Source organism: Dyadobacter sp. CY312, from assembly GCF_021390535.1.
Lineage (GTDB): Bacteria > Bacteroidota > Bacteroidia > Cytophagales > Spirosomataceae > Dyadobacter.
Window position 1 is genome coordinate 316185 of record NZ_JAJUXG010000012.1, and the last position, 25269, is coordinate 341453.

The following is a 25269-nucleotide window of genomic DNA, read 5'->3' on the forward strand; positions in this document are numbered from 1 at the left end:
GGTCTGGAAGCTAAAAGCCAATAGCTGACCGGCAACAGCGCCATATTTGTAAAATTAGGCTATTTTTGCAGTCTGATTCAAACAACCGCCGCATGAAAAAAGTTAGTTTAAGTGATTCCGGACCAAAAGTATCTGAGGCCATCTATGGTTTTTGGAGATGGACCGACGAAGGTTCTGTTACCACTGCCAATATCGAAAAAACGATAAACCTCTGTCTTGAACTCGGGATCAATACATTTGATCACGCCGATGTTTATGGAGATTTCACAATAGAAGAGCATTTCGGGAAAATTATCCGCAACAAATCTTTTAAGCGTGAAGACATCGTGCTTTTCAGTAAATGCGGTATCAGGCATTCTGAAAACGGTAACCTGAAATATTATGATACTTCCCGCGATCACATCATCAATAGCATCAACGGCTCGTTGAAAAGATTGCAGACGGACTATCTGGATATATTTTTGCTCAATTGTAGTGATTTTCTTACGGATCCGGAGGAAACCGCAGGTGCGTTGGCAGAAGTGGTGAAGTCGGGTAAAGCAAAGCATATTGGTGTTACCAATTTTTCAGTTTTTCAGCACCAGTTGCTGGCGTCCTATCTGCGGATCCCGATTGTGACCAATCACATCGAATTAAACCTGATGAATACTTCGGCTATTGAAGATGGCCGGATTGACTATATAAAACAGTGTTTCAGCAAACCTCTGGCATGGGCGCCATTGGCGGGAGGGAAGATTCTAAACGGAACCGACGAACATGCTGTGAAACTGCGAGCGAAATTGCAGGAAATTGGTACCAAATACGATGCCAATATCGAACAAACTGCCGTGGCCTGGCTTATGAAACTGGGAACTTTGCCCATTATCGGCTCACAATCTGAAAGCAGGATTCGTAATGCTGCAAGCGCATCTGCCATCAGGTTAAGTAATCAGGATTGGTACGAGATATATGACGTTTCTAAAAAAGATTAAATAAAACTCGGGATTATGCTCATGCATAATCCCGAGTTTTATTACTCATATTTGGGGTGAACCTTTTCTTAGGAAATAATCATTTTGAGATAACAAGACTCCACTCATTTCCGCTATAAACCTTATATTTCTCGGAGAAGCTGCCCATATTGATTCCCAGTGAAAAATTGAGCAGGCTGTTGAAATAGCCCACATCGTCACCTTCTTGCACGTCTCCGAATGTATTGACATACGTTACCATACCTTCGTAAACTTTATGCTGGTCGTTAAAAACAGCAACTTTGATCTGATCCCCGGTTTTCGCTCCAAGTTTGTTGAAGGTCTGTTTGTCGATATTGGTCCAGACATTGCCATATTGAATGTCCAGAATCGGAATGGCTCCTTTTACTTTTCCGTCAGAAAATGAAGGTTTTTGGTACGGGATGGAAACAATTTCGTTTGGTAACTTCGGTCCTACTTTATCGAGCGTAATTACTTTTGAAGCCAGACGTGCGGCGGTGAATGCGTACACATCCCTTCCGTGAAAGGTGTATGATTCACCGGAATTTTTTCTGCGATTGTTTGCCTCATCAATCTCTCTGACCTCCTGAATACCCAACTGTTCCGCCACCAGGGTGAGTGTTCCGTTATCTGGTGTAACGAAATAATGGCCGGATTTGGTAAGTAACACCACCGACTTGCGGCTAGTGCCAACGCCCGGATCGACCACCGAAACGAATACAGTCCCTTTTGGCCAGTATGAAGCCGTTTGTGCCAGTCGGTAGGACGCTTCCCAAATGTTGTAGGCAGGAATTTCGTGCGTGACATCATACATTTTGATATCAGGAGAAATTCCCGCGGCTACGCCTTTCATGGCAGAAACGGCACCGTCTTTCAAACCAAAATCGGATTGGAAAACGAGGATATTATTTTGTGCCAAAACTGCACTTCCGGCGGAAAGACATAACCAAATAACTGTAATGAGTTTTTTCATGGCAGAATAATTGATAGTCTGCAAAAAGCGGATATTGATATTCTACTACTCCTTCAAAGCCTTCGCATCGAGCTTCCGGATAATCTCTTTTTTATCAAAAAGTAGTCTCCATACTGCAAACGGAGTTTCCTGATCCGGCATACACTGTTTGCAAATAGGGCTTTCGGTTGCAACTGGTACATTGTAGACAAGTAAAGTGTCGTTCAGCAATTGCACGTTGTCACTGGCCACCGATTTTGATTTGGCGCTATACAGATAAGCTTCCAATAGCTCTCTTTCCTTGGTGTTGATTGACGGATTTTTGATATCCGCCTCTCCCAACAGTTGAATTTGAACGCCATATTCCTTTTGAATGGCATTGATAATGGCTATTTGAGATACATCCTTGCAGATTACCCCAGCTTTTTCGGGGTGAGCGACAAGTTCCTTTTGAAGTGCTTTGCTGGTAATTTGCGAGATTTTCTTTCCCCATTCATCCACTGTGTAAATGAGCTGGGTGTTGGTAACACGCTTAATTTGAGATGCTTTGATTTCTCTCGAAAGTTCTTTGGTATTTTCCAGGCGTTTGGACTGGCAGGCGGTTGCAAGAATAATGGCAGCGAAAGCAGAAAGTTTCACAAATCCGGATATTGAGTGTTTCATCATGATGCAATATAAAGAAGGAAAACGGAATTTAAAGGGGACTATTTCAAATCCAAAGAGGCATTTCGACTCAGGTTGAGATTCAATCGTTCGCCCTATCAGAATTCAAAACTGAATATTACGTATCTTTGTGCCCCAAATGACTATTGCCAAGATATATGTTAGATAAATTAGAAGCTATAAAGGAACGTTTCGAAGAGGTTTCGCAACAAATAATACAGCCTGAAATCGTTTCAGATTCTGCCCGCTATTCCAAAATAAGCAAGGAATACAAAGACCTGGGTAAGATCGTTGATAAATATACCATTTACCAAAAACTGCAAAAGGATATTGCAGGAACCAAGGAACTGATAGATAACGAGAAGGACGAGGATTTAAGGGAAATGGCCAAGGAAGAGCTCAATGAGCTGAATCCTAAAATGGAAATTCTTGAACAGGAAATTAAGGAATTACTCATTCCAAAAGATCCGAATGATAGCAGGAACGTCATTCTCGAAATTCGTGGTGGTACAGGAGGAGATGAAGCGGCGATTTTCGCAGGTGATTTGTTCCGTATGTATCAGCGGTTTTTTGAAAAGATGGGCTGGCGTACATCCATCATGGATTTTACCGAAGGTACAAATGGTGGTTACAAAGAGATTATCTGCAAGGTTGAGGGGGAGGATGTATATGGCAAAATGAAATTTGAGTCGGGTGTGCATCGTGTACAGCGGGTTCCGCAGACGGAATCTCAGGGACGTATTCATACCTCTGCTGCTTCGGTAGCGGTATTGCCAGAGGCGGAAGAAGTGGATGTACAGATCAATATGGGGGATGTCAGGATTGATACATTTATGTCGTCCGGTGCTGGGGGACAGTCGGTTAACACCACATATTCAGCTGTGCGTCTTACACACATTCCTTCGGGATTGGTGGTGAGCTGCCAGGATGAACGTTCACAGCTTAAAAATAAGGAAAGAGCTTTAAGTGTACTTCGTTCGCGTTTGTACGAAATCAAACTTAAAGAGCACAACGACTCCGTGAGTTCTCAGCGTAAGTCCATGGTAGGCAGCGGTGACCGTTCCGACAAGATCAGAACATACAACTATCCGCAGAGCCGTATCACCGATCACCGCATTGGTTACACAGTTTATAACCTTCCGGCCGTAATGGAGGGAGACATTGCCGAATTTATCGAAAGACTGCGTATTGCCGAGAATGCAGAGCGCATGCAGGAAGGAGAAGCGGTATAAAAGCTCCACGGGTGCTGCCCATGTAAGAGAGATTAAAGCCTTTCAGGCTTGCTTATAGCGATAGCAAGCCTGAAAGGCTTTAATGTGAATAGCCCCGGATACATTCCGGGGAATTAATAAATGTCTGCCCCGCCAATCAACCCAGAAAGGGTTGAACATAGATTATTTCGCAGGATACAACCCTGGATAAGTCTTTGCTTTGTAAGTCTCAAATGCTTCCTTTTTGTGATAATTTTCACCAATAAAAGTAATCACCTCATGAAACTCTTTGGCTTTCATATAACCCGGTAGCGGCTGAATCATCTGAAATGTATCGTCCAGAAATACGGTTGTCGGGTAACTGGGTTGGTTGTTGGTCAATGCGAGAGCAAGATCATGCGTACGACCCTGCGAGGTGAATTTTTTGTCACCCAATGTAATGGCGCCTTTTTGCTCGGCATCCAGTTTTACCGCGTAGTATTTTTTATTGATATACTCTACCACAGCCTTATTCTTGAAGGTTTCCCGATCCATTACCTTGCACCAGCCGCACCAGTCGGTGTATACATCTATCAGAATCTTTCTCGGTTCTTTTTGCATTTTGGCATAAGCTTCTTCAATAGTAAGCCACTTAATACCTTCATCTGCACGTTTTTCAGAACCGGAAGTAAAACCTGTGAGCGTTGCCAGTGTTACACAGAAAATAATAAAAGCGGAGAATCGATTTTTCATGCTGTTTTTCTTTATTTGCTTAACAAATATGAAAAGAAAATAATTTTAAAGCCATGAAAGTCAGTCAGGTTATTCCAATATTGAGAATTTTTGATGAAGCGAAAGCACTTGAATTTTATGTAGGCTGGCTGGGTTTCACCATCGACTGGACACATCGATTCGACGACAATGCACCGCTTTACATGCAAATTTCGCTGAATGGCATTGTGTTACACCTATCTGAACATCATGGAGATTCTACGCCCGGAGCCAAAGTATTTATCGAATGTGAAGGCGTACGAGAATTTCATAAGGAGCTCAACGAAAAGCAGTATAAATACAATCGACCCGGATTGCAGACAGAACCGTGGGATTCAATTTCGGTTACCGTAGTAGATCCATTTATGAACCGGCTGGTTTTCAATGAAAGGCTTCATACGGATACGGAATAAAACTCAGGATTTATCCTCCAATGGTGTTTTACTCTTTGCCAGAGAAACCAGAACCCCGCCCAATACAATCAACACCATGCCGCTTAGCATGGAAAGGGAAGGGATGGCTTCTCCCATAAAGAATCCGATGAGGGTGGAAAACAGTATGTTGGAATAACCAACTGTGGCGACACGGCCAGCTTTGTCGTAGGTGAATGACTGTGTCAGCATTTTTTGGCCTAACAATGCCGTTAAACCCAGAGCCAGAAAAGCCAGCCAATGCCAGATATTTTCCGGCCACCGGAAGGTCCCGATCAGAAAATCCAGTCCTTCGATCGGATAATAAGTTCCTACCAGCATCGACAAAACAGGCATCACAATTCCGCTCAACATAAATGAAAGAATGATAGCGCGGGAATCATAAACCCAACCAAGTTGCCTGATGGATAAATAGGAAACGGCAGTAAGCACTGCATTGCCCAGACCAAGCACATTATCGCGCCAGGAAAGTGAAAGGTCCGGACGGAACACGAGCAGAATTCCCGCAAAACCAATAAATATCGCTGCCCATTCTTTTTGATTTAATGTTTCGCCAATTACGAGCCAGGAAAATAATGCAAGAAAAATGGGGTAGGTGTATTGATACGTAGAAGCGCGCCCCAATCCTAATGTCTGGATTGCATAAAAAAGCAGGTACAACGATAGTGTTCCTACAACACCCCGAAAAATAAGCAGTCCAAGTTTTCCTCCACCTTTTTGTTCAAACGGACGCTTCCATATACTTGAAAGAATAAATACAACACCAACAATATTCCGGAAGAAAACGAGCTGTACGATGTGAAATTCCTTGCCGATATGTTTGGAGATTGCGGAAGTCAGCGAGAAGAAAAACGCTGCTCCGAGCATGAGCAGGATACCTTTTTGGGATTCGGGGAAAGCTATTCGGTTGGAGACAGGCGTGATCAAAGCTGCAAAATTTTAACAAAGATAGGGATTTAGGAGCAGAGGGTGGCGGGCTTGGGGTGTGGGGAACTGCGGCCGTAAAGAAATCAGGTTAATATTCATTACTTTTGTGACGTTTTGGCGCCATGCTCCGGCTCAGTCCGGGGAATTGGCTTAATAGGGAATTTCGTTAAAAGCGAGAGCTGTCCCCGCAACTGTAAGTCCGTAAAAGGATGATCCATACTTCAATAGCCACTGGGTTATAATGATAGAATGAGTGAATTTTGAATGATAGAATAAGCCGCTTGCGATGCGTCATAGCTCGGGCGACCCAGTCTATCATTCTATCATTAAATCATTCAAAATTATGTACCCGGGAAGGCCCAGGATCATAGGACGAAGCCAGGAGACCTGCCAGAAAAATGCAAAGCAATCGGTTTTCGGAGGAAATACCATGCAGCAATCTTAAAAGTTGTCCATGTATATTATTCGTTGTGTTTAAAAGCTGCCGCGTTTGTCTGTTTGTCATGACAGCGATAGGATTTTCCATACCCGGAAAACTGATCGCTCAGAAAGATACAATCCAGCTTGCGCCCGTTGTTGTTAAGGGATTTGTACCCGAACGGTTTATGAGTGGTCTGAAAGTTCAGAAAATTGATTCTGTGACAATGAGCCAGTTTAGGTTTCAGAATCTTGCAGATTTGCTTTTGTACAACACAGCCATTGCTTTTAAAAACTATGGTCCGGGACAGTTGAGCACGGTTTCATTTCGAGGCACTTCGGCCAATCATACCGCTGTTTTGTGGAATGGTTTAAATATAAATTCCCCCACGCTGGGACAATCCGATTTTTCTACCATACCCGTGGCTGGTTTCGATCAGGTATCCGTTCAGTATGGATCTGCGGCGAGTATTGTAGGGACGGATGCTGTTGGGGGGAGCATTTTATTAAATAGTGTTGCACCTGCTCATGGTCTGAACGTAGCCATTGGCAGACAACAGGAAAGTTTTAATAACAGTCAAACCCAAGCCGTTGCGCAATATGGAACATCGTTGAGCGAAAATTGGGGCTTATCAGGTAAAACCTCTGCCTATTACGGCAGCATGAAAAATCGATTCCCGGATAGTACCCGTCGCGATGCCCGTCTGCTACCTTCCGAAAGTTTTCAGAAGGGATTGGTTCAGGATCTTTTTTTCAAGTCAAAAAACAATCATGAGATTTCTGCACATGTGTGGCTCACAAGTAACGAACTCACTCTGAACCCACGCAATTTGGCAGGTAGAGAGCTCACGCAGACCGAGGCTTACAGGACGATGCTGCGGTATCAATGGAAAGATTTCTCTGTGCGCACATCCTGGGTGCGGGATATTCTGGATTATGCCACGGGAGATTATTCGACACTTGACCATGCCGTTACGGATAAACTTGCAGGCAGAGTAGAAAAGGATTTTCACTGGAATGTTGGCTCAGTAGGTAGTATTCAGGTGAAAGCAGGAGGAGATTGGACTCATTTCCGGACGCGGGTTACAGGTTATGAAAAACCGGAGATTACGGAAAACAGGGGAGACCTGTTTTTGCTCACCCGCTGGCAGTCGATGTCGGGACTACTGGTTTCGGCGAATTTGCGCCAGGCATTTGTCACCAGATATCAGCCACCTTTCACGCCCTCGCTTGGAGTGGAATATCCGTTGATCAGGAGGGTGAATTATAACCTTAAAATAATGGGATCGGTGGCGAGAAGTTATCGTGTGCCGACACTGAACGAGAGGTATTGGAAGGTACTAGGTACTCCGGACATCAAACCGGAAAGTGGTTTTAACAAAGAAATTGGTATAGAACAGCGTTTTGCACTTAACCAAAGCCACTCATTTACAGCATCTCTGACAGGTTATCACAACCGAATTAAAAACTGGACTTACTGGAATCCTGGACAAAGTTTTAAAGTAGAAAATTTGCAGGAAGTATTGGCAAGAGGCTTAGAGGCGCAAGGCGGATGGAACGGCACCTTTGGTGTTTTTAAAACAGGAGCGAGGGCAGGTTATACTTACACACGCAGTTCGCAGGAAAAAGTTTACGACGCTTATGCTGTGGATATTATTGGTAAACAGCTGACATACGTGCCTGTTCATTCTGGTAATCTTAATGCTTTTGTATCCTATCAAAAAGTGCGGTTGTCTTGTCAGGTATTGGGTGTAAGCAGGAGATTTACCAGAACCGATAATTCCCTTTTTCTGGAAGGTTATGCGTTGACAAACCTGCTTGCTGAAACCACTCTGGATTGGAACAAAACACAAGTACGCATTCAGGGGCAAGTCAATAACATTGGAAATACTTTTTACCTGAATGTTCGCAACAACGCCATGCCGGGAAGAAGTTTTGCCGTTAATTTGCTATTTAGTTACAAGTCCCAGAGCAAGAACGTACAGGAAAATTAAAACATCAAAACGCTTTAACAACGACAATCCGGGTTAGTAACCGGATGAATCACTAAATTTGAATATGAAAATGAAAAAACAACTTACCCAGGGGATTTTAGCCGCATCTTTATCCATAATAGCATGGTCGTGTAACCAGAGCGATCCAAAGCCAAAAGGCAGTTATACTGATGGCGTTTTTGTAACGACAATGGGCAACTGGTCTGATAATAACGGAAGTTTATCATTCTTTAACCGTGAGCAGAGAGAAGGGGATATCGACGTTTATGCAACAGTTAATGGTGGAAGCCTTAAAGGTGGTGTGCAGGGTTACGCAGTGCTAAATGGAACTGGTGCTATCGCCGTTGACAATAATGCCGCTGGTCAGGATAAGGTGGAAATTGTAGATGCCAATACTTTGGAGAAAATAGCTACAATAGGTGCTCCTGATATTGAAAACCCAATAAGAGTAGCTTTCGCAAGTGCTTCGAAATTATACGTTTCATGTTGGGGATCAGATGTTTCCAATTATTCAACAGGGTACGTGGCTGTTATTGATTTGGCAACCAATAAGGTTACGAAAAAGATAAACATTGCCAAGGGGCCTGAAAATTTGCTTATTGATGGTGGTAAGCTGTATATAGGAACGACCTCTTTCACAAATGGGAAAAACCTTACTGTGATTGATATTACTACGGATGAAATCATTAGGACGGTCGCCTTTGATGCAGCTCCAACGCCAATTGGAATAGATGCTAATGGCAAACTTTGGGTTGGATCAGGAATTGGAATTTCGAAAGTGAGCACGGATACGTATGCAAAAGGAACACTTTACGCAGGAGCGGATCAGGCGAAATTAGCCTCGAATTTTACTTTCAGTCTGGATCGCAGGACAATTTATTTTGTGCTGACATCTGATTTTAGCCAAAAGGGTAAAACCTATAAAGTAGGAATTGACGATTCGCAGATTAATGTAACAACTCCTTTTATCGACCGACTTTTTACCGGGTTGGCTGTTGATCCAAAACAAGGATTAATTTATGCGGGAGTTACTCCTTCATTCGTACAATCGGGCTACGCTGTTCGCTACCGTACCGATGGCTCTGTTATAGATTCAGTAAAAGTAGGTGCGAATCCAACTGGATTTGTTTTCCGTTAAAAATCAAAAAATATAAAAAGGCGATCCGTCAGACATGTTCCGGCGGATCGTTTTTTTTGATCCGGTCTGCACGACATCGTCGGGCTGAACGGATCAAAAAAATGAAACTACTTGATCGTTCAGCCTGGCTACGCCATGCAGACCGCCGACTTATAAAAATTGGAACTGTTACTTAGTCGTTCAGCCTGGCTTCACCATTCAGACCGAAGTTGTCGAAACTATTGCTCTTTAAAATGAGATATTGGTATATTCGTTGCTGTCAATTGAATCCGGAAATGAACGTAATACAACAGTGAATATATTAACACTCGCCGGAAGGTATTTTGCTTTCTTCTTCTTACTTCTCAATACCGATCACCTATTTGCCCAACAACCAGCTTCCTCAGAACCTGCCTGGCTGAAAGAATATTCCGAGCATCAGCAATACGGCAGCGTTTACGTGGTCAAGAAAATCGATGTTTCCTGCCGCAGCTATCAGAGTTTTTTGGTTGATAAAAATGGCAACAAACTAACCCCGGCTTACAAAGACATCGGTGAGTTTGCCGACGGTCTGGCCGAATTTGTGCCTATGGAAGCAAATGCAGCCAAACAAGGATTACACGGTTTTATCAACAAAAAGGGCAGGGTAGTGGTGGAGCCTGTGTATTTGGGTACCGACAAATTTTACAAAGGCAAAACCTGGGTCATTTACTCCGTTGGGAAACAATACGGACTCTCTTACATTGACACAACGGGAAAAACGATTTACAGAATTCCCATTGAAAACTTTAAAAATGACTTCCTGATCTCAAAAGCGACGGTCGATTTCGTTTGCAACCGCGACACAAAGGAGGACATTATCTGGTGGAAGAAAAAAGAACTGTATCTGCTCAACTGGAATTTTAGTCCTTACATAGAAAAAGAGATAAAGGAAGCGAAAGGCATCTATCACTTTCTGTACAAAGGCAAATACGGGATTATTGACAAAAATATGATCCTGCGTATTCCGGTTGCACTTGATGACATTGATCCTGAATACAAGTTCTCCGGTCAGGGAATGGAGCGGGTGAGATATGGCGACAGGTATGGTTTCATCAATGTTTTTACCGGCGAAATGATTACGGGCTTTGAATATACCGATACACGAAAACCAACTGCCGGGTTGTTTTGGGTGAAAAAAAATAACAAATGGGGATGCATTGATAAAACCGGAAAAGTGAGAATTCCATTTCTATATGACGAAGCGAGCGGTTTTACCGCCGAAGACCGGGCTGCGGTGGCTATTAATGGCAAATTCGGGCATATCGATAAAACTGGGAAAATCAGGACTCCGCTTAAATATGAGTTTGCGTCCTATTTTCAGAACGGGCTTTCCATGGTTCGTCTCAATGAAAAGTATGGTTATATAGATGTTGATAATAAGCTGGTCACCAGAGACGACTATGCTCATGCACTTCCTTTTAATCAAAAAACAACCACCGCCGACAGGAACGGAATACGTTATGAGTTGAGTCTGGACGGTACCGAAACGTTTGTCGGTTTTTCCTACGCATGGAATGCGGTCTTCATCATTATAGCGGTTTTATTGTTCGTTTGGTTGAATGGCTACATTTTTAAAAGAAGGCAAAAAAGTAAAACCCGGTAAACTGAGAGTCAGATTACCGGGTTTTATTGATAGGCCATTGCCGGAATGTTTACTCAAAATTGGCTCTTTTCAATTTAAAAACACCTGTGATACGCGTTTTCTGATAACTCAGGCAGTTGTCTTCTGGTTTGTTATAAACCCGGATATCGAAAGTACCTTCAATCGTACCGCCATCTTTGTCGCTATATTTGGTAACGTCGATCGTTTGAAAATCTACTGTCTGTTCTTCTTCACTACAAAGTCCTTCACCCGTCGGGAATCTGCGGTAGTTAGCCCTGTTGTCGTATATCAACAGAGGTGAAGGCTTTGCCGCAGCAGAGCCGGTTCTGATCCTTTTTATGTACGTTGAGGTATTGGCCGCGTTGGTATTTTCCTTGGCAAACTGATATGCTCTGGCGCTGGTGACACCCGTAACTTTGAAACCAGCATCAAATCCGTTGGATTTGGTGGGATCCTGATAATTGGTTGCTCCGAATCCAATTGCCATCTGGTCGCCATCGAAAAAACACCCGACAGTCAATATCCCTTCAAAAGTTGTTTCGGGACTAAACTGACTGAAATGGACGGTTCGTCCGTCATCAAAAGTGGCGTCGAGGCCATAGCTATTAATATTCTCAGGTTCAATTTCTTTTTCTTTCTTTTCGCAGCCAAGGAAAAGAAAACCAGCAAGGAGGATAATGACCAGCTTATTCATGATATAGAAATTTTTGGTTAAAGAAATCAGGAGATTGAAAACACTTATTTGTTTACAAATTTCCTTTAACCTTGGGTGCGGTACAATAACATATTAGGGTTAGTGGCGTTGGGAGCGCTTGCCTGCTACTTTCCCTGCGAAACCTTATACAAAGCTTCCGTAGCGCTATTTACATGTAGCTTTCTGTAAATGCTCTTGATGTGAACTCGAACCGTTTCGACCGAAATCGCCAGTTCGGAGCCAATCATTTTGTAGCTGTAACCTTTCACAAGAAATTCCAGAATTTCATTTTCTCTTTTGCTCAGAAGTTCGAGATTGGGGTCTTTTTTGGTTTCAAATTTGGGCAGAAATCCAAGTACTTTGCGGGCAATGGAGCCCGACATGGGAGCGCCTCCGGCCAATACGTCGGTTACAGAAGCCTGTAAAGATTCAAGGTTCTTTTTTAGAATATATCCGTTGGCACCGGCGCAAATGGCGTTGAAGACATTGTCGTCATCTTCAAAAACGGTGAACATCAATACCGGAACGTCTTTGTTAACTGTTCGTAGATCTTTCACGGCGCTCACGCCATTGCTGTGAGGCATGTCTATATCCATAATAATAACGTCGGGCTTGTAACGTGCCACATCCTTTTTTACAAAACTTGCATCTGTTATAGCACCGACCACGTCACACGATTTGTCCCATTCAAGAAGCGTCACCACGCTGTCGCGCAGGTTTTCGTTATCTTCATATATGAGCACTTTTGGAATCATGGATCAAATTTAACTCAGGTTATTGATCAATAACATACCATATTCAGGTTATAGGAATCAGTAAATGCACGAGTGTTCCTGAGTTACCAGGCACGATGGAAAGTTCTCCTCCAAGCTGTCTGGCGCGTTCCATCATGCTTTTTGTTCCCGTACCCGTTCCGTCTCCTTTCCAGTTGCCGTTGTCTTTAATATTCAATTCCAGCGACTCTTTGTTTCTGCCAAACGACAGGGCCACTTTCGATGCCTGCGCATGTTTGGCAATGTTACTGATCGCCTCCTTGCATATCAACAGCAATTCTTTTCGTGTTTGAATGGGTAATTCTTTGTCAATCAGTTCGTCATCAAATGTAATTTTGATCTCAATATCGAGGGCTTCCAGCGTTTGCGAGGCATATTCTCTAATTCTGGCGACCAGGCTTTCGATTTTTTCATTTTCTGAACGGATAGCCCACACAATGTCACTCATCTTCTCCTGCACCGTTTTGCTTTGTCCCGCTATTTTGCCCAGCATTTCCTGTGCCTGCTGAGGATTTGAGTTCATCGCTTTTTGAGATACATTACTCAGGATATTGATACTCGTAAGCGTGCTGCCGATCTCGTCATGCAGGTTTTTACTTATACTGTTTCTGATCGCCAGAAGATCGGCTTGCTGTTGTATTTTCTTCCGCAGTTTGAACCGGTTAAACCACGTAAAACCTGTAACCAACAATAGCGCCAGGCCGGCAAGCAGCAGGTTTCTGATCATTTTTTGATTGGTGAGCTGATTTTCTCTCAATTCAGTTTCTTTTTCTGCCAGTGCCAGTTGCTGTTCTTTGTTTTTGGTGATCAGGTTTTGTTTTTCCAATGCCTCCTCATTCAATTTTTTCTCAGTCGAGAGCAGTTCTATCTCTGCCTGTTTTTGTTTAGCCACCAAAAAGTTACCTGCTATCACGGCTTCCTGTTTCTCAATTTGCAGTTGTTTCAGTTTTTGAAGTGTATTGAGTCGTGTTATTTCTCCGTCTTTCTTCTCTGTTTCATATGAAGTGCGGATCTCCGTAATTTTTGCCAGATTACTTTTTTCTGAAATACTGTCACGGTAAGCGATATACTGTTTGTAGTTAAAATGTGCCTGTTCAAAATTCTGTCGTCCGGTAAAGAATATGCTTATCTTTTCATAGGCATTGGCAATGTTTTCCTTATTGTTCATCGCAATCGCCAGATTGAGCCCCTTCTTGTAATAACCTATGGATTTTGCGGAATCATTCGCCGCATTCGCCAGATTTCCCGCTGAAACGTACAGCCTGGACAGCATTTGTTTATCGTCAATTTCTTCAAATAATGTGATCCCTTTTGTTTGCCAGATCAGCGCCTCAGGATAGTTTTTGGCTCTGGAATAGTAAGCCGAAAGAGCGGAGGATGCAGAGGCCAACAGTTTCTTATTTTTTAATTCTTCTGCGTATTTTAAGGCTTGTTGTAAATGGGTTAGTGACAGTGGGTTATTCCCTTTAATGAGGTAAAGTTGTCCTATGTTGATATTCGTGGTGGTAAGCCCCTTTTTATCGTCCAGTTTTTTTCGGATTTCGATGCTTTTTTGTTGATACTGAATGGCATCATCCACTTTTCCCAAAAGATAAAACAGGGAGGAAATATTGCTGTATGTTTCTCCCATGCCTTGTTCTGCACCATTTTTCTCGTATAGTTTCAATGCTTTTAAGAAATTCTCCAGAGCTTTATCTTTTTCACCTTTGCCAAGATACATGGAGCCGAAATTGCTGTATACCTCAGCTGTTTTTTTAGAAGCTTCCTTCTCCAAACCAAGAGCAAGTGCCATCCCTAAATAGTTTTCAGCCTCCTTATGTTTGCCTTTTTCAATGAACTGAATCCCTTGCCGATTGTATACATTGATCAGCAGAACCGTGTCTTTAAGTTGCTTCACAATGGGCAGGGAGAGGGAATCAAACCGGTTCATTTCGTTTGTTTTGCCTACAAGGAGACTCAATTCGGCCAGTTTATCATAACATACCACAGCAAGATGACGGGCATTGGTATTAAGTGAAAGTTGTAGCGCCTGTCTGAGCCTGGAAGAAGCTGAGTCGTATTCGGCGCGCTTGATTAAGGTTTTCGAGGAGGAAAGTAAATTCTCAATAAGTGGGGATAAAGCAGGTTTGGTTGTTTGGGCCTGAGCAGGACATAATTGCCAGGCTAATGCATGCAGAAGAATCGCAAATAATGCTGATTTCATTTTTTTGCCAGATAGGGTAGCTTGGTCATGAAAAGCAGGTGGTGTATTCCTGGCTGTTCAAATGCTAAAAGTAATGGCAAATTACCGGCTCATATCTACCGTTAAATAAAGACTTTTGATCCCAATTTGAATAAAAAAACCTACCCCTCAGGTTTCCTGATTGGGTAGGTTTTCATTGTATTGTCTGAATGCTTACTTAAAGAAGCCAAGCGGATCTGGCTTTCTGGCTTTTAATAATTCAACAAAATCAAGGTTGATCTGGCCAAAGTCCAGTTTTCGTCCATTGTGCAAGCTTTCCCAAGCTTTATCAGGATCGTCCAGATTGTAGTGAACCAGAGCCATGTTGTACTGCCCGAGAGCGTAAGTCGAATCCAGACTTGTGGCATGCTTCAAAACAGTAGCAGCTTCATCCAGTTCCTCCTTTCTTTTGGTAAGTTCGAACAATTTCAGATCAACCGTTGAAAGGTCCACAAGTAAAGCAACATTGTTTCCTTGCAGTTCAACCCCTCGGCTAAGCATTTTTTTAGCATCTACCCAGTTCTGACGTTGGTAAGACACAACACCCAATCCCCAATAAGGCTCTACGTTTTTATCGTCAAGTAAATGGGCAAGATTGAAGCGGTAGCATGCCGTATCAAGCGCACCTTCCTGCAGATATTCCCACGCGCGGGCTGTAAAAAAACTGCTGGCTTCGGTACGGGTAGTAAACGATTTGTCGCATTCGCTCAAAAAGCGAATTTCTTCATCAATCTGATCTGAGGTCTTACTTAGTTCGCCAAACAAAGGCAGAATACGTCTTTCTTTTAATTCCAGGGGCCTTTTCGAGGCCACGTTGGTATCAGAAGCAGGACCCGCGCTGGCCAGATGGGTTTCCTGGGCCATACTGAATGCAGGTATTAACAGGGCAAGCCAAATAACAAAAGAATCTTTCATAAAAGCTTTAATAGAGAAACAGGTTTTCTATTGTCCAAGATAAACGGAATTATTCGAAATGTATTGCATTAAGCAGCTCCTGGCAAGGAGCTTTTAGCGTTTGGATCAATAACTGTCCGATTATTAATAAATTAGTCAAAGCCATAACTTTAACTAATTTCCGCACTGGTTATTTCCTTTTGGATCGTCCGCTTGAATTGTTGCGGGTTCCCGGATTCCTGTTGCGAGGTTTCTGGCCTTTGGAAGGCGTTTTCATCGCCGGACGATATGTTTTCTTTTTTTCGTGAAAAGCGCCAAGAAAGGTTGGATCTTCTTTCCTTTTCTGGTTATCTATTTCTCTGAGCATATCCTGTCGTTCGTCATGCGGCGTTGACGCAATTTCAATTTCTTCGGGTAGCTCTTCACGCGGAATTTCCATGCGGATCATCTTTTCGATCTTATGGATGTGATATTCGTCCGCAACCGTAGCAAATGTAATGGCCTGCCCAATGTGGTTTGCACGCCCGGTACGGCCAATCCTGTGTACGTAATCTTCATAAATAAGCGGCACATCGAAATTGATCACATGGCTGACCTCTGTAATGTCAATACCGCGGGCAACTACGTCTGTCGCTACCATTACGCGTACAAAACCTTCACGAAAAGCATCCATCGCGTTAATACGCGTATTTTGCCCTTTATTTGCATGAATCACACGCAGCTCATTTTCCTGAACCACCCGTCCAAGCAAATTCTGGTGAACAAGGCTGGCTACTTCACGGCTCCTTGTAAAAATCAGAACACGGTTAAATGTTTCCTTATCTTCCAGTAAATAGGTGAGCAGGTTAATTTTCGTACGGAAATTCGGTAATTCATAAAGTTTTTGTGTCACCATTTCAGCCGTGGTAGACTGCGGCGTCACTTCTATTCTTGTCGGAAATTCAAGGAATTCGTAAGAAAGATTTTCGACTTTATCGGAAAAAGTAGCAGAGAAAAGCATGTTTTGCCTTTTTCTGGGAATGATTTCAAGCACGCGACGTATTTGTGGCATAAAGCCCATATCCATCATTTTGTCAGCTTCGTCCAGGATCATCACATTCAGGTACTTAACCACGATCTCCTCTTTCAGATAAAGATCCATGAATCGCCCGGGCGTTGCCACAATGATGTCCACGCCTTTTCGTAACGCTTCTATCTGTGATTTAGGGCCAAGTCCACCGTAAAGCACTACGGTACGTATATCCGTATATTTGCTCAGCTGAATAATTGCCTCTGAAATCTGCATGGCAAGCTCTCTGGTAGGTGCAAGTATTAAAGCCCGGGGATGTTCTCCCTGGGCAAATTTGATTCGCATGAGTAGAGGCAATGTGTAGGCGGCTGTTTTTCCTGTGCCTGTTTGTGCTATTCCTAAAATATCCTGTCCACCAAGTGCAAGCGGGATGGCCTGTTCCTGAATCGGAGTTGGCTCGGTATATCCGGCTTCTTCAATAGCATTGAGTAATTGACGGTTAAGTTTAAACTGCTCAAATTTGTTTTCCGTAGTCTGCATACTGCAAAGGTACAAAAACTATATCAGCTAAGCGGAATTATGGCTTCACAGCTTCCTCTACCATAGCAGCTGAGCCAACGAAAATGGGTGATCGCTGGTGCCCGGACGTGGGAATAATATCCAGAATAGCGCCAAAGCCATCACTTGCTTTTCCACCGGATTTCTCTGCGAGAAAAGCCAGCGGATAACATTCGTAAAGAAGCCGCAGTTTTCCTTTCGGGTCTTTTTTTGTGGATGGGTAAAGATAGATACCTCCTTTGAGCAGGTTCCGATGAAAGTCACCTACAAGCGAACCAATATACCTGGCACTGAATCCCTTGCGTTTGCAGTTATCCAGATATTTTTGAACAGATTCAAGATAGCTGTAATAATTTCCTTCATTAACCGAAAAAATATTTCCTGATTTGGGAGAGCAGATGTTCTTATGGGAAAGAATAAATTCACCCAGTGACTGATCCAGTGTAAAACCATTTACATCTTCACCCGTTGAAAAAACCAGCATCGTGGACGAACCATAGAGTATGTAGCCAGCTGCGATCTGTTTACGTCCGCCCTGAAGAAAATCCTCCATCGTAGCAGCTGTCCCTGTTGGTGTAACCCTTCTGTAAATTGAAAAAATGGTCCCTATGGACACGTTCACATCAATATTGGATGAACCATCCAGCGGATCCATTGCTACCACGTATTTGCCCTGATCGTTTCCGGTGTGTATAATGTCTTCATCTTCCTCAGATAAAATAGCACAAACCTCTCCACCATTTTTCAGCGCTCTGATAAACCGGATGTTGGCAACAATATCCAGTTTCTGTTGATTTTCGCCCTGCACATTTTCCGTTCCGTTGCCGCCTGCAATATCCACCAGGCCTGCTCTGTTAATTTCCCTGTTGATGATCTTGCCGGCAAGTGCAATGTCACGCAACAGTTGCGAAAGCTCTCCTGTGGCATACGGGAAAGCGCTCTGGCTTAGCATAATAAATCGGTCGAGGGTGACGCCAACAGGTAATGCAAGTTCTTGTGCGGTTTTAGAGCTCATAGTGGAAAGTGATCATGTATGTAGTAATATTTAGGAAATTTACAGCCGCCCGGATCACATTTCAAAGCACGGTCGGCTAATAATTTTTTTTAATAATTAATATTAATTTACCTCAATCAATTACTATTATAATCCTAAGGGTTAGGTAGTTGAATTTTCGTCAGCTTGTACTTTTTTCAGTTGGATTCTGGTTTTTTAGTTTTGAGATTGATGTGCCTTTTTGCCCCAAAAGGAAATGAATATCTCTGGGAAGTTATCTTTACAGCTTCAATCCTGAACCTATTCTGCTATGTCAAAATTCCTCTTTCAATACTTTTGGATTACGTTGTTTTCAGGTGCTGTAATGGCAGAAGAAGGCGTATACATTCCGCTGGGTGGCAACACATGGGTCAAAGGAGGTAGCACTGCTAAAATCACAGAAAAGGGACTAGCTGATTGGAGCAATTCCACAGAGGTGCCGGAAATATATGTGTACCTGGCAAAAGCCGGTGAATTGAACGTTACCTTAAATTTGAGCACAGCCGGGACCGCCCAACTGGAATTGTCAGCTCTTGGCAAATCGCAAAAAGTGGATGTAAGTCCTAAGTTTGAAAAATTTTTAGTTGGTAAATGGATTGTTGAGAAGGCAGGCTATCTCAAAATAGCTGTTCGGGGTATCTCCAAAACGTCCGCAACTTTTGCAGAGATAAATGGGATTACGGTTGATGGGAGCGCTGTAAATGAAAAAATGGCATTTGTAAAAGACAACAAGGATGGCTACTTCTATTGGGGACGACGCGGTCCGTCCGTTCATTTGAGTTACACCATGCCGGAAAATGAAGAAGTAGAATGGTTCTATAACGAGGTAACTGTTCCGGAAGATCAGGATGTGATCGGATCGTATTACATGGCGAACGGTTTTGCTGAGGGATATTTCGGAATGCAGGTCAACTCTGAAAAGGAAAGACGGATATTATTTTCAGTCTGGAGTCCCTTTCATACCGATGATCCCAAGTCGATTCCAAAAGACAAACAGATTAAAATGCTTGGAAAAGGGAAAGATGTTTACACTGGCGAGTTTGGCAATGAAGGTTCGGGAGGGCAGAGTTATCTGAAATACAACTGGAAGGCGGAAAATACATACCGTTTTTTGCTGAGAGGAAAACCGACCGGCGACAGTACTACAACCTACACCGCTTATTTTTTTGCTCCTGAGGAGAATCAGTGGAGGCTCATTGCCAGTTTTCAAAGACCCAAAACGCAAACTTATCTGAAACGATTTCATTCATTTCTCGAAAACTTCATCCCGGAAATGGGTGATGTGAGCCGTCAGGTAAATTTCGGGAATCAGTGGATAAAAAGTAGTTCGGCTAAATGGTCAGAACTTACAGAGGCAAAATTTACAGCAGACGCAACGGCCAGGAAAGGTTACCGGCTTGACTATGCCGGTGGACAGCAAAAGGATGTGTTCTTTCTGAAAAACTGTGGTTTTTTCAATGAAACTACCCATATCAATACACTTTTCACTAGAAAGGCATCTGGCAAAGAGCCGGATGTAGATTTTGAAGTTATAGATCGGTTGTCCGCAGGTATTTCAGACAAGCCCTGATTTCCGGGTAAGAATAATTATCGCCCAAAGCATTTTTTGCTTCGCCAAGCGTGGCCTGTCTGTTTGCAGTCAGATAGGCCGTAATTGCGGTGATCTTGTCAGGAGCGTATAGCTTATAAATATCAAGTTCCTCGGTTTCAATAAAATGGATTAGATGGGTTTCTACGGTTGCCGGTGTCAAACCTCTTTCAAGTGCTACTTCATCAATGGTTTTACCTTCCAAAAACAGTTCTAAGCTGATGCGTTTGGTATCGGATTTCTCCTTTTTTGTTTTCAATCCTAAATCCGAATGTGCCGCTTCGTTAATCTCCGGTATTTCGACATCGTTTTCAAGGCAATAATTCTTCACGATCCCGATTAATGATGATCCGTACCGGTTGACTTTCGCTTTCCCTATTCCTTTAATATGAGCAAGCTGGTCTGACGTTGTTGGCAGTGTTTCCGATATTTCAAGTAATGTTTTCATGGGTATTACCATGTAATCGAGTACATTGTTTTCTGCGGCAACGTCTTTTCTCCACGATTTCAGAGTAGCATAAAGCTTACTGTGCTGCATGTTTTTGGGTGCCGTCACCTCCTTTTTAACAGGACCCGCATCTTTTTTGGCTTTGAAATCTATGTCTGCGTTGGCCTTTGCGCGCAGGTATGCGTTGGTGCTAAATCCTTCCTGCGAAACTTTTACACATGCACTTTTCACAAATACAGATTTTTGTAAAACTTCCAGTGCCTGCAATGCCACTTTTTTTACGGCCGTATTGTCTGTTTCGATATCCAGACCACTCGTTTCCGGCTCTAAAAAGGAATTTATTTTTTCGGAGAAATAGTTGATGGCTTTGCCAAAGCGCTCTTTTACGGCATCATTTTCTTCCGGCAGAGCCACTTCCGCCATGAGTTGGTTAAGCTGGTTTCTGAATTTTTCTGCAACAATGAAAATATCCCTTTCAAAAGTGTCCCGCGTTTGTCTTACAGCATCCAGAATAGCAGGATTCATGATGGTTGCGTTTTCTTCCAGGACTCTGTTCAAAAGAAAGAATGCTCTTTTGGTCTCGCCAAAATCAAACAATTCGAATAAAAGGGATCTCTGGAAATCAAACTTGGCATCAAGTAGCTGTCTGTTGTCAGGCGGATTATTGCTTGCGTCGCGCGAATAAGCAGCCACAGTTCCATCCGTTTTTACACTTGAAGAACCAATTTTGGTGCTTAGCACCATACCTTCAAAACTTTTGCAGCGGCTAAGCGCTACATAAACCTGACCATGTGCAAATGAGGCATTCGCATCTATAATGGCCTTTTCAAACGTAAGTCCCTGACTTTTATGGATCGTTATCGCCCAGGCAAGTTTGAGTGGGTATTGAACAAAACTGCCGATGATCTGTTCCTCAATTTCCTTGGTTTGCTCATTCAGTGCGTATTTTACGTTGCGCCATTCAGCTCTCTCCACTTCTATTTCACCGTATTCTCCCTTGCATTTTACATAAATCGCTTCCGAGGTCATGCGGGAAATTTGGCCTATTTTGCCATTGTAAAACAGTTTTTCTCTCGAAATGTCATTTTTAACAAACATCACCTGAGCACCCACTTTTATTTCAAGGTTTTGTTCGGTCGGGTACGACATAGCCGGAAAATCTCCTGAAACCTCAGCTTTGAAAGTCTTGGTTTTGGTATCGAGTTCCTGTAATCTTTCTGAATTGATATTCTGAGCACTCGCATTGTGCGTGGTGAGCGTAATGTAACCTTCGTCATCTGCCGGTTTAAAATTCGGGATGTAGCGTTGGTTCAGTATTTCCAGCGTTCGGGTATCGAGTTTATTTTCTCTGACACTGTTGAGCAAATCAATAAACGTTGTATCCGATTGCCGGTAAATGTGCGTCAGTTCAATCCGTACCGGGCTGGTCTTACGCAAAGCATGGCTACTGAAAAAGTAAATGGTGTCATAATACGCTTTCAGCATGCCCCATTCCTCATCCTTGATCACCGGAGAAAGCTGATGCAAGTCGCCGATCATAAGCAACTGTATACCTCCAAATGGCCTGTTGCGGTCTTTGTATTTTCTGAGAACTTCATCAATTCCATCCAGCATATCAGCCCGCACCATACTGATTTCGTCGATCACCAACAGATCCAGACTTTTGATCAGATTGATCCTTTCCTTGCTGAATTTGTGAACACTAGCCGTAGCCATAAAGCTCTCCGGAATATGAGGACCAAACGGAAGTTGAAAAAAGGAATGTATCGTAACGCCGCCCGCATTGATCGCCGCCACACCCGTAGGCGCCACAATGGCCATGCGTTTGTGAAGTGTCTTTTTGAGATTATGTAAAAAGGTGGTTTTGCCCGTTCCTGCTTTTCCTGTTAGAAAAATATTCTTGTTGGTATAGTGCATGAACTCAGCCGCGAGCTGAAGCTGTGTGTTTTGTTCCATTGGCTTGTGGGGCAAATCATGAAGTGCGCATTGTCACAAAAGTAAGGTTTATAGGAGATAAGGTTACAGAAAATGAAATTAGTAACTTCATTTAAGCACAATCCGTTGCAGATTAGTAATACGGAATCAATAGATTTAAGTTTCTATGTGTGGTATGGGTACACAGTTTACGCCATACAGGTTACTACAACGAGAGTCTACATACTGTTGAGACGGCTACACGGGAATTTATCTGAATTCATAGTTTTTTAAACTCAATTGCACGAATCCGAATCAACAACCTTTCCATTTTTATTAATCAAAACTTCTCTCCCATCTAGTGTTGCAGAGGTACAATTCCGATTACCTTTGAAGCTTGATGGTAAGGTAAAAATGGGTTCTGTTAATTCTTTTCCGCTACTCAGAAGATAGCCGAATTTCCCATTTATACTGTAATAGTGGCAAAAGTCGTCTTTATCTTTTAAATATAGGTTATCATACTTAAAGTCAGTTAGTTGCATTCCTAGTCTAAATAGAGCATACTTCTTGTTCTGTTTTACACTATATTCTTCGAAATTTTTACTTCCATCAGCAACAATATTTTCATAATTAAAAGGGATGACGATTTTGTTTAAGCTATCAATGACTCCATATTTACCGTCCTTTTTTAAAATATAGTAACCTCCTATATAGTTGACACGTGTATCTTGATATTCTACTGGAACGGTAAATTTCTGAGTATTGATATTAAAATAACCAATCTTGTCATTTATTTTGACCTGATATATAAATTCGCTGTTTGAACATGTTTGTATATCAGTAAACTTTGGCTCGACTAGCCATTGACCCTTATTGTTGAGAACACCATTGAATTTTCCGTCAGTTAGAAACATTATCCCACCATTTTTTCTGTAAAAATCGCTGTCTCCATGATATTCCACCCATTTTAAAGAGAATCCACTTGGTATTTTAGTGTGTTTGGTAAAGTACTTGGACTCGTTCAAGTCACAGTTTATGTCGCAATCGCAGTTTCCGCCAGTCTGTTGTATTTCTTTGTTTGTAACTTTGACATTAATAATTGTCTCTCTGCCTAGCTCAACCGAAAAATCATCAAGTGAATAAATGTATTTTTCGGTTTTATATAAATAATCTGCTCCATAGTGTCCAATCTCTAGGTTCGACAATGAGACTGTCTTTGAATCCAGTTTTGTATATAATATCTCTTCTTGACAAATCAATTGCGCTGGAACTTCTGACAGCCTTATATGATTACTCGCGAAACGGAAATTTTTGATACTGAATTTTTCTATATCATGGGGAAATTTTAGGGTCGCAAAACCATGTTGTAATTGCGCATTACAATTGAAATGTAGGGATAAAGATATGCCGAAAAGCAATGATACTATTAAAAATTTCATGTTTGTTGATTGAGTTTGTTAGTCGGTATTGATGAAGGCAAAATTGGTTTAAATTAATCGTTCTAACTTCTTTTAAGAATATTTGATCTTTCAATCAGGATTCTTAACGTTTGTGTGAGTAGGGTAAAAGCAATTGTACTGACAGTGCGTAACTTTCAGATGTCGCAACGATATGTATATATTGCATAACCTACATTTCTCAAAATTTACCCCAATATACATGAATAAATATTTCACTACCATTCTAATCATCTTCATCTCTTCTTTCGCAAACGCCCAGCAAATCACTGGATCCTGGAATGGCGCGTTGAAAGTACCCAGCGGACAAATCAATATCATTTTTAATATCGATAAACAGGACGGTAGCTATCAGACTGTGATGGATATTCCCTCTCAGAATGTGAAGGGAATGAAGGCCAATTCGGTGATGTTCGAAGAGAAGAAGATAACTGTCAATTTCGAAATGATCAAATCCGTATATGTGGGCGAGTTGAGCAATGATAGTACCATCACTGGCGAATGGCAGCAAAATGGCTTCAAGTTTCCTTTGATTTTTTCTAAGAATAAAGCAGGATATACCGGCCCCAACCGTCCGCAAACTCCGAAACCTCCGTTTCCATATTCGGAGAAAAAGGTGAGGTTCGAGAATAAAAAAGCAGAAGTCACCCTGGGAGGGACATTGACAATACCAAATGGGAACGGCACTTTCCCGGCAGTGGTGCTGGTGAGTGGATCCGGACCTCAAAACCGGGATTCCGAGCTTTTCGGCCATAAACCCTTTGCTGTGATAGCCGATCATTTGAGCCGGAACGGAATTGCCGTTTTAAGATACGATGACAGAGGAGTCGGCACGTCATCAACAGGGGACTTTGCAAAAGCTACCACCTACGACTTTGCAGAGGATGCCGCCGTTGCTTTGGAATATTTGAGAACAGAAGAAAAAATTACTCATGACAAAGTAGGATTGATAGGCCATAGCGAAGGCGGGCTGGTTGGCCCAATTGTCGCCGCAGGGAATAATCGTCCGGATTTTCTGGTACTGCTTGCTGCTCCCGGGATGGAAATTGATGAGCTAATGTTGGAGCAGATTCGATTAACCAGTGAAGCATCCGGCGCTTCCCCGGAGATGCTGAAAATATATAATGATACAAATTCAAAAGTATATGCTTTGCTCAAAAACGGTTCGGTCACAGACAGTACAAAGAAGAAGATAGAAGGCCTTTTTGTATCGCATCTTAATATGCTTTCAAAAGGAACAATGGACGAGAATACAGTCAGGAAGCAGGCACAGCAATTGACGGAAAAGACGGTTTCACCCTGGTATGTGGCCTTCATGAATCATAAACCCAAAGAATATCTGGCAAAAATAACAGGTCCTGTTCTGGCTTTAAATGGGAGTAAGGATTTACAGGTTCCGGCAAAGCAAAATCTGGAAGGAATTCGGGCGATATTGGGCAAAAACAAAAAGGTAGCGTTAACCGCACAGGAATTGCCCGGGCTCAATCATCTTTTTCAAACTGCGAAAACAGGTAACGTATCGGAGTATGGTGAGATTGAAGAAACGTTTTCACCGGCAGCATTGAAAATTATTTCAGACTGGATTTTGCTTAGATAAATCCT

Annotated in this window: 20 protein-coding genes and 1 riboswitch; of the genes, 8 read left to right on the forward strand and 12 right to left on the reverse strand. The window is 42.5% G+C overall.

Features of this window, described 5'->3' with window-relative positions; genetic code table 11:
* Positions 1-92: 92 nt before the first annotated feature.
* Complete coding sequence (locus tag LZG71_RS18150) at positions 93-971, forward strand: aldo/keto reductase family oxidoreductase (protein WP_233822680.1); 879 nt, start codon at positions 93-95, stop codon at positions 969-971.
* A 79-nt stretch (positions 972-1050) separates the two neighbouring features.
* On the opposite strand, the gene LZG71_RS18155 is transcribed toward LZG71_RS18150, so the two are convergent.
* Both LZG71_RS18155 and LZG71_RS18160 read right to left on the reverse strand, forming a co-directional pair.
* On the reverse strand, positions 1051-1944 hold the full coding sequence (locus LZG71_RS18155; protein ID WP_233822681.1) for an S-adenosyl-l-methionine hydroxide adenosyltransferase family protein: 894 nt from the start codon (positions 1942-1944) through the stop codon (positions 1051-1053).
* 45 nt (positions 1945-1989) lie between these two features.
* Positions 1990-2589 (reverse strand): hypothetical protein, encoded by a 600-nt coding sequence (locus tag LZG71_RS18160; protein WP_233822682.1) that lies wholly within the window; start codon positions 2587-2589, stop codon positions 1990-1992.
* A 155-nt stretch (positions 2590-2744) separates the two neighbouring features.
* Between LZG71_RS18160 and prfA the strand changes: the two genes are divergently transcribed.
* The gene (gene prfA, locus LZG71_RS18165; protein WP_233822684.1) at positions 2745-3818 is read left to right on the forward strand and encodes a peptide chain release factor 1; all 1074 of its coding nucleotides are present in this window, start codon (positions 2745-2747) and stop codon (positions 3816-3818) included.
* A gap of 162 nt (positions 3819-3980) precedes the next feature.
* Here prfA and LZG71_RS18170 read toward each other — a convergent pair whose 3' ends face one another.
* Positions 3981-4529, reverse strand: coding sequence for a DUF255 domain-containing protein (locus tag LZG71_RS18170; protein ID WP_233822686.1), 549 nt, complete (start codon positions 4527-4529; stop codon positions 3981-3983).
* Between the two features lie 53 nt (positions 4530-4582).
* Between LZG71_RS18170 and LZG71_RS18175 the strand changes: the two genes are divergently transcribed.
* Positions 4583-4960, forward strand: a complete 378-nt coding sequence (locus tag LZG71_RS18175; RefSeq protein ID WP_233822688.1) for a glyoxalase superfamily protein — start codon at positions 4583-4585, stop codon at positions 4958-4960.
* Between the two features lie 3 nt (positions 4961-4963).
* Here LZG71_RS18175 and LZG71_RS18180 read toward each other — a convergent pair whose 3' ends face one another.
* Positions 4964-5905, reverse strand: coding sequence for a DMT family transporter (locus LZG71_RS18180; protein WP_233822690.1), 942 nt, complete (start codon positions 5903-5905; stop codon positions 4964-4966).
* Between the two features lie 98 nt (positions 5906-6003).
* Positions 6004-6315: riboswitch (cobalamin riboswitch) on the forward strand.
* A 93-nt stretch (positions 6316-6408) separates the two neighbouring features.
* On the opposite strand from LZG71_RS18180, the gene LZG71_RS18185 reads away from it, so the two are divergent.
* The 3 genes from LZG71_RS18185 (at position 6409) to LZG71_RS18195 (ending at position 11078) form a co-directional block, all read left to right on the forward strand.
* Positions 6409-8316, forward strand: a complete 1908-nt coding sequence (locus LZG71_RS18185) for a TonB-dependent siderophore receptor (RefSeq protein ID WP_233822692.1) — start codon at positions 6409-6411, stop codon at positions 8314-8316.
* A 70-nt stretch (positions 8317-8386) separates the two neighbouring features.
* Positions 8387-9454: a DUF5074 domain-containing protein gene (locus LZG71_RS18190; protein ID WP_233822694.1), complete on the forward strand. Its 1068-nt coding sequence runs from the start codon at positions 8387-8389 to the stop codon at positions 9452-9454.
* Positions 9455-9746: 292 nt separating this feature from the next.
* The gene (locus tag LZG71_RS18195; RefSeq protein WP_233822696.1) at positions 9747-11078 is read left to right on the forward strand and encodes a WG repeat-containing protein; all 1332 of its coding nucleotides are present in this window, start codon (positions 9747-9749) and stop codon (positions 11076-11078) included.
* A gap of 49 nt (positions 11079-11127) precedes the next feature.
* Here the strand turns inward: LZG71_RS18195 and LZG71_RS18200 are convergent, their stop codons facing one another.
* From LZG71_RS18200 to fbp, 6 genes are all read right to left on the reverse strand, one after another.
* On the reverse strand, positions 11128-11772 hold the full coding sequence (locus tag LZG71_RS18200) for a hypothetical protein (RefSeq protein WP_233822698.1): 645 nt from the start codon (positions 11770-11772) through the stop codon (positions 11128-11130).
* Positions 11773-11897: 125 nt separating this feature from the next.
* Positions 11898-12527 (reverse strand): response regulator transcription factor, encoded by a 630-nt coding sequence (locus tag LZG71_RS18205; RefSeq protein ID WP_233822700.1) that lies wholly within the window; start codon positions 12525-12527, stop codon positions 11898-11900.
* A 43-nt stretch (positions 12528-12570) separates the two neighbouring features.
* On the reverse strand, positions 12571-14748 hold the full coding sequence (locus LZG71_RS18210; RefSeq protein WP_233822702.1) for a tetratricopeptide repeat-containing sensor histidine kinase: 2178 nt from the start codon (positions 14746-14748) through the stop codon (positions 12571-12573).
* Positions 14749-14940: 192 nt separating this feature from the next.
* Entirely contained in the window at positions 14941-15681 is a 741-nt protein-coding gene (locus tag LZG71_RS18215; protein ID WP_233822703.1) for a M48 family metallopeptidase, read from the reverse strand.
* A gap of 169 nt (positions 15682-15850) precedes the next feature.
* Positions 15851-17209 carry a DEAD/DEAH box helicase gene (locus LZG71_RS18220; protein ID WP_233822705.1) on the reverse strand — a complete coding sequence of 453 codons (1359 nt, stop codon included), beginning with the start codon at positions 17207-17209 and terminating at the stop codon, positions 15851-15853.
* 37 nt (positions 17210-17246) lie between these two features.
* Entirely contained in the window at positions 17247-18242 is a 996-nt protein-coding gene (gene fbp, locus LZG71_RS18225; protein WP_233822707.1) for a class 1 fructose-bisphosphatase, read from the reverse strand.
* A 289-nt stretch (positions 18243-18531) separates the two neighbouring features.
* Here fbp and LZG71_RS18230 point away from each other — a divergent pair, with 289 nt between their 5' ends.
* Complete coding sequence (locus LZG71_RS18230) at positions 18532-19830, forward strand: DUF3472 domain-containing protein (protein WP_233822709.1); 1299 nt, start codon at positions 18532-18534, stop codon at positions 19828-19830.
* Here the strand turns inward: LZG71_RS18230 and LZG71_RS30480 are convergent.
* Together LZG71_RS30480 and LZG71_RS18250 are read right to left on the reverse strand one after the other, a co-directional pair.
* A complete protein-coding gene (locus tag LZG71_RS30480; protein ID WP_255713120.1) occupies positions 19790-22252 on the reverse strand; it encodes a helix-turn-helix domain-containing protein in 2463 nt (820 codons plus the stop codon). The two genes, LZG71_RS18230 and LZG71_RS30480, sit on opposite strands and share 41 nt — an antisense overlap.
* A gap of 254 nt (positions 22253-22506) precedes the next feature.
* Positions 22507-23649 (reverse strand): WG repeat-containing protein, encoded by a 1143-nt coding sequence (locus tag LZG71_RS18250; protein ID WP_233822711.1) that lies wholly within the window; start codon positions 23647-23649, stop codon positions 22507-22509.
* Between the two features lie 220 nt (positions 23650-23869).
* Between LZG71_RS18250 and LZG71_RS18255 the strand changes: the two genes are divergently transcribed.
* The gene (locus tag LZG71_RS18255; RefSeq protein WP_233822713.1) at positions 23870-25264 is read left to right on the forward strand and encodes a S9 family peptidase; all 1395 of its coding nucleotides are present in this window, start codon (positions 23870-23872) and stop codon (positions 25262-25264) included.
* Positions 25265-25269 lie beyond the last annotated feature (5 nt).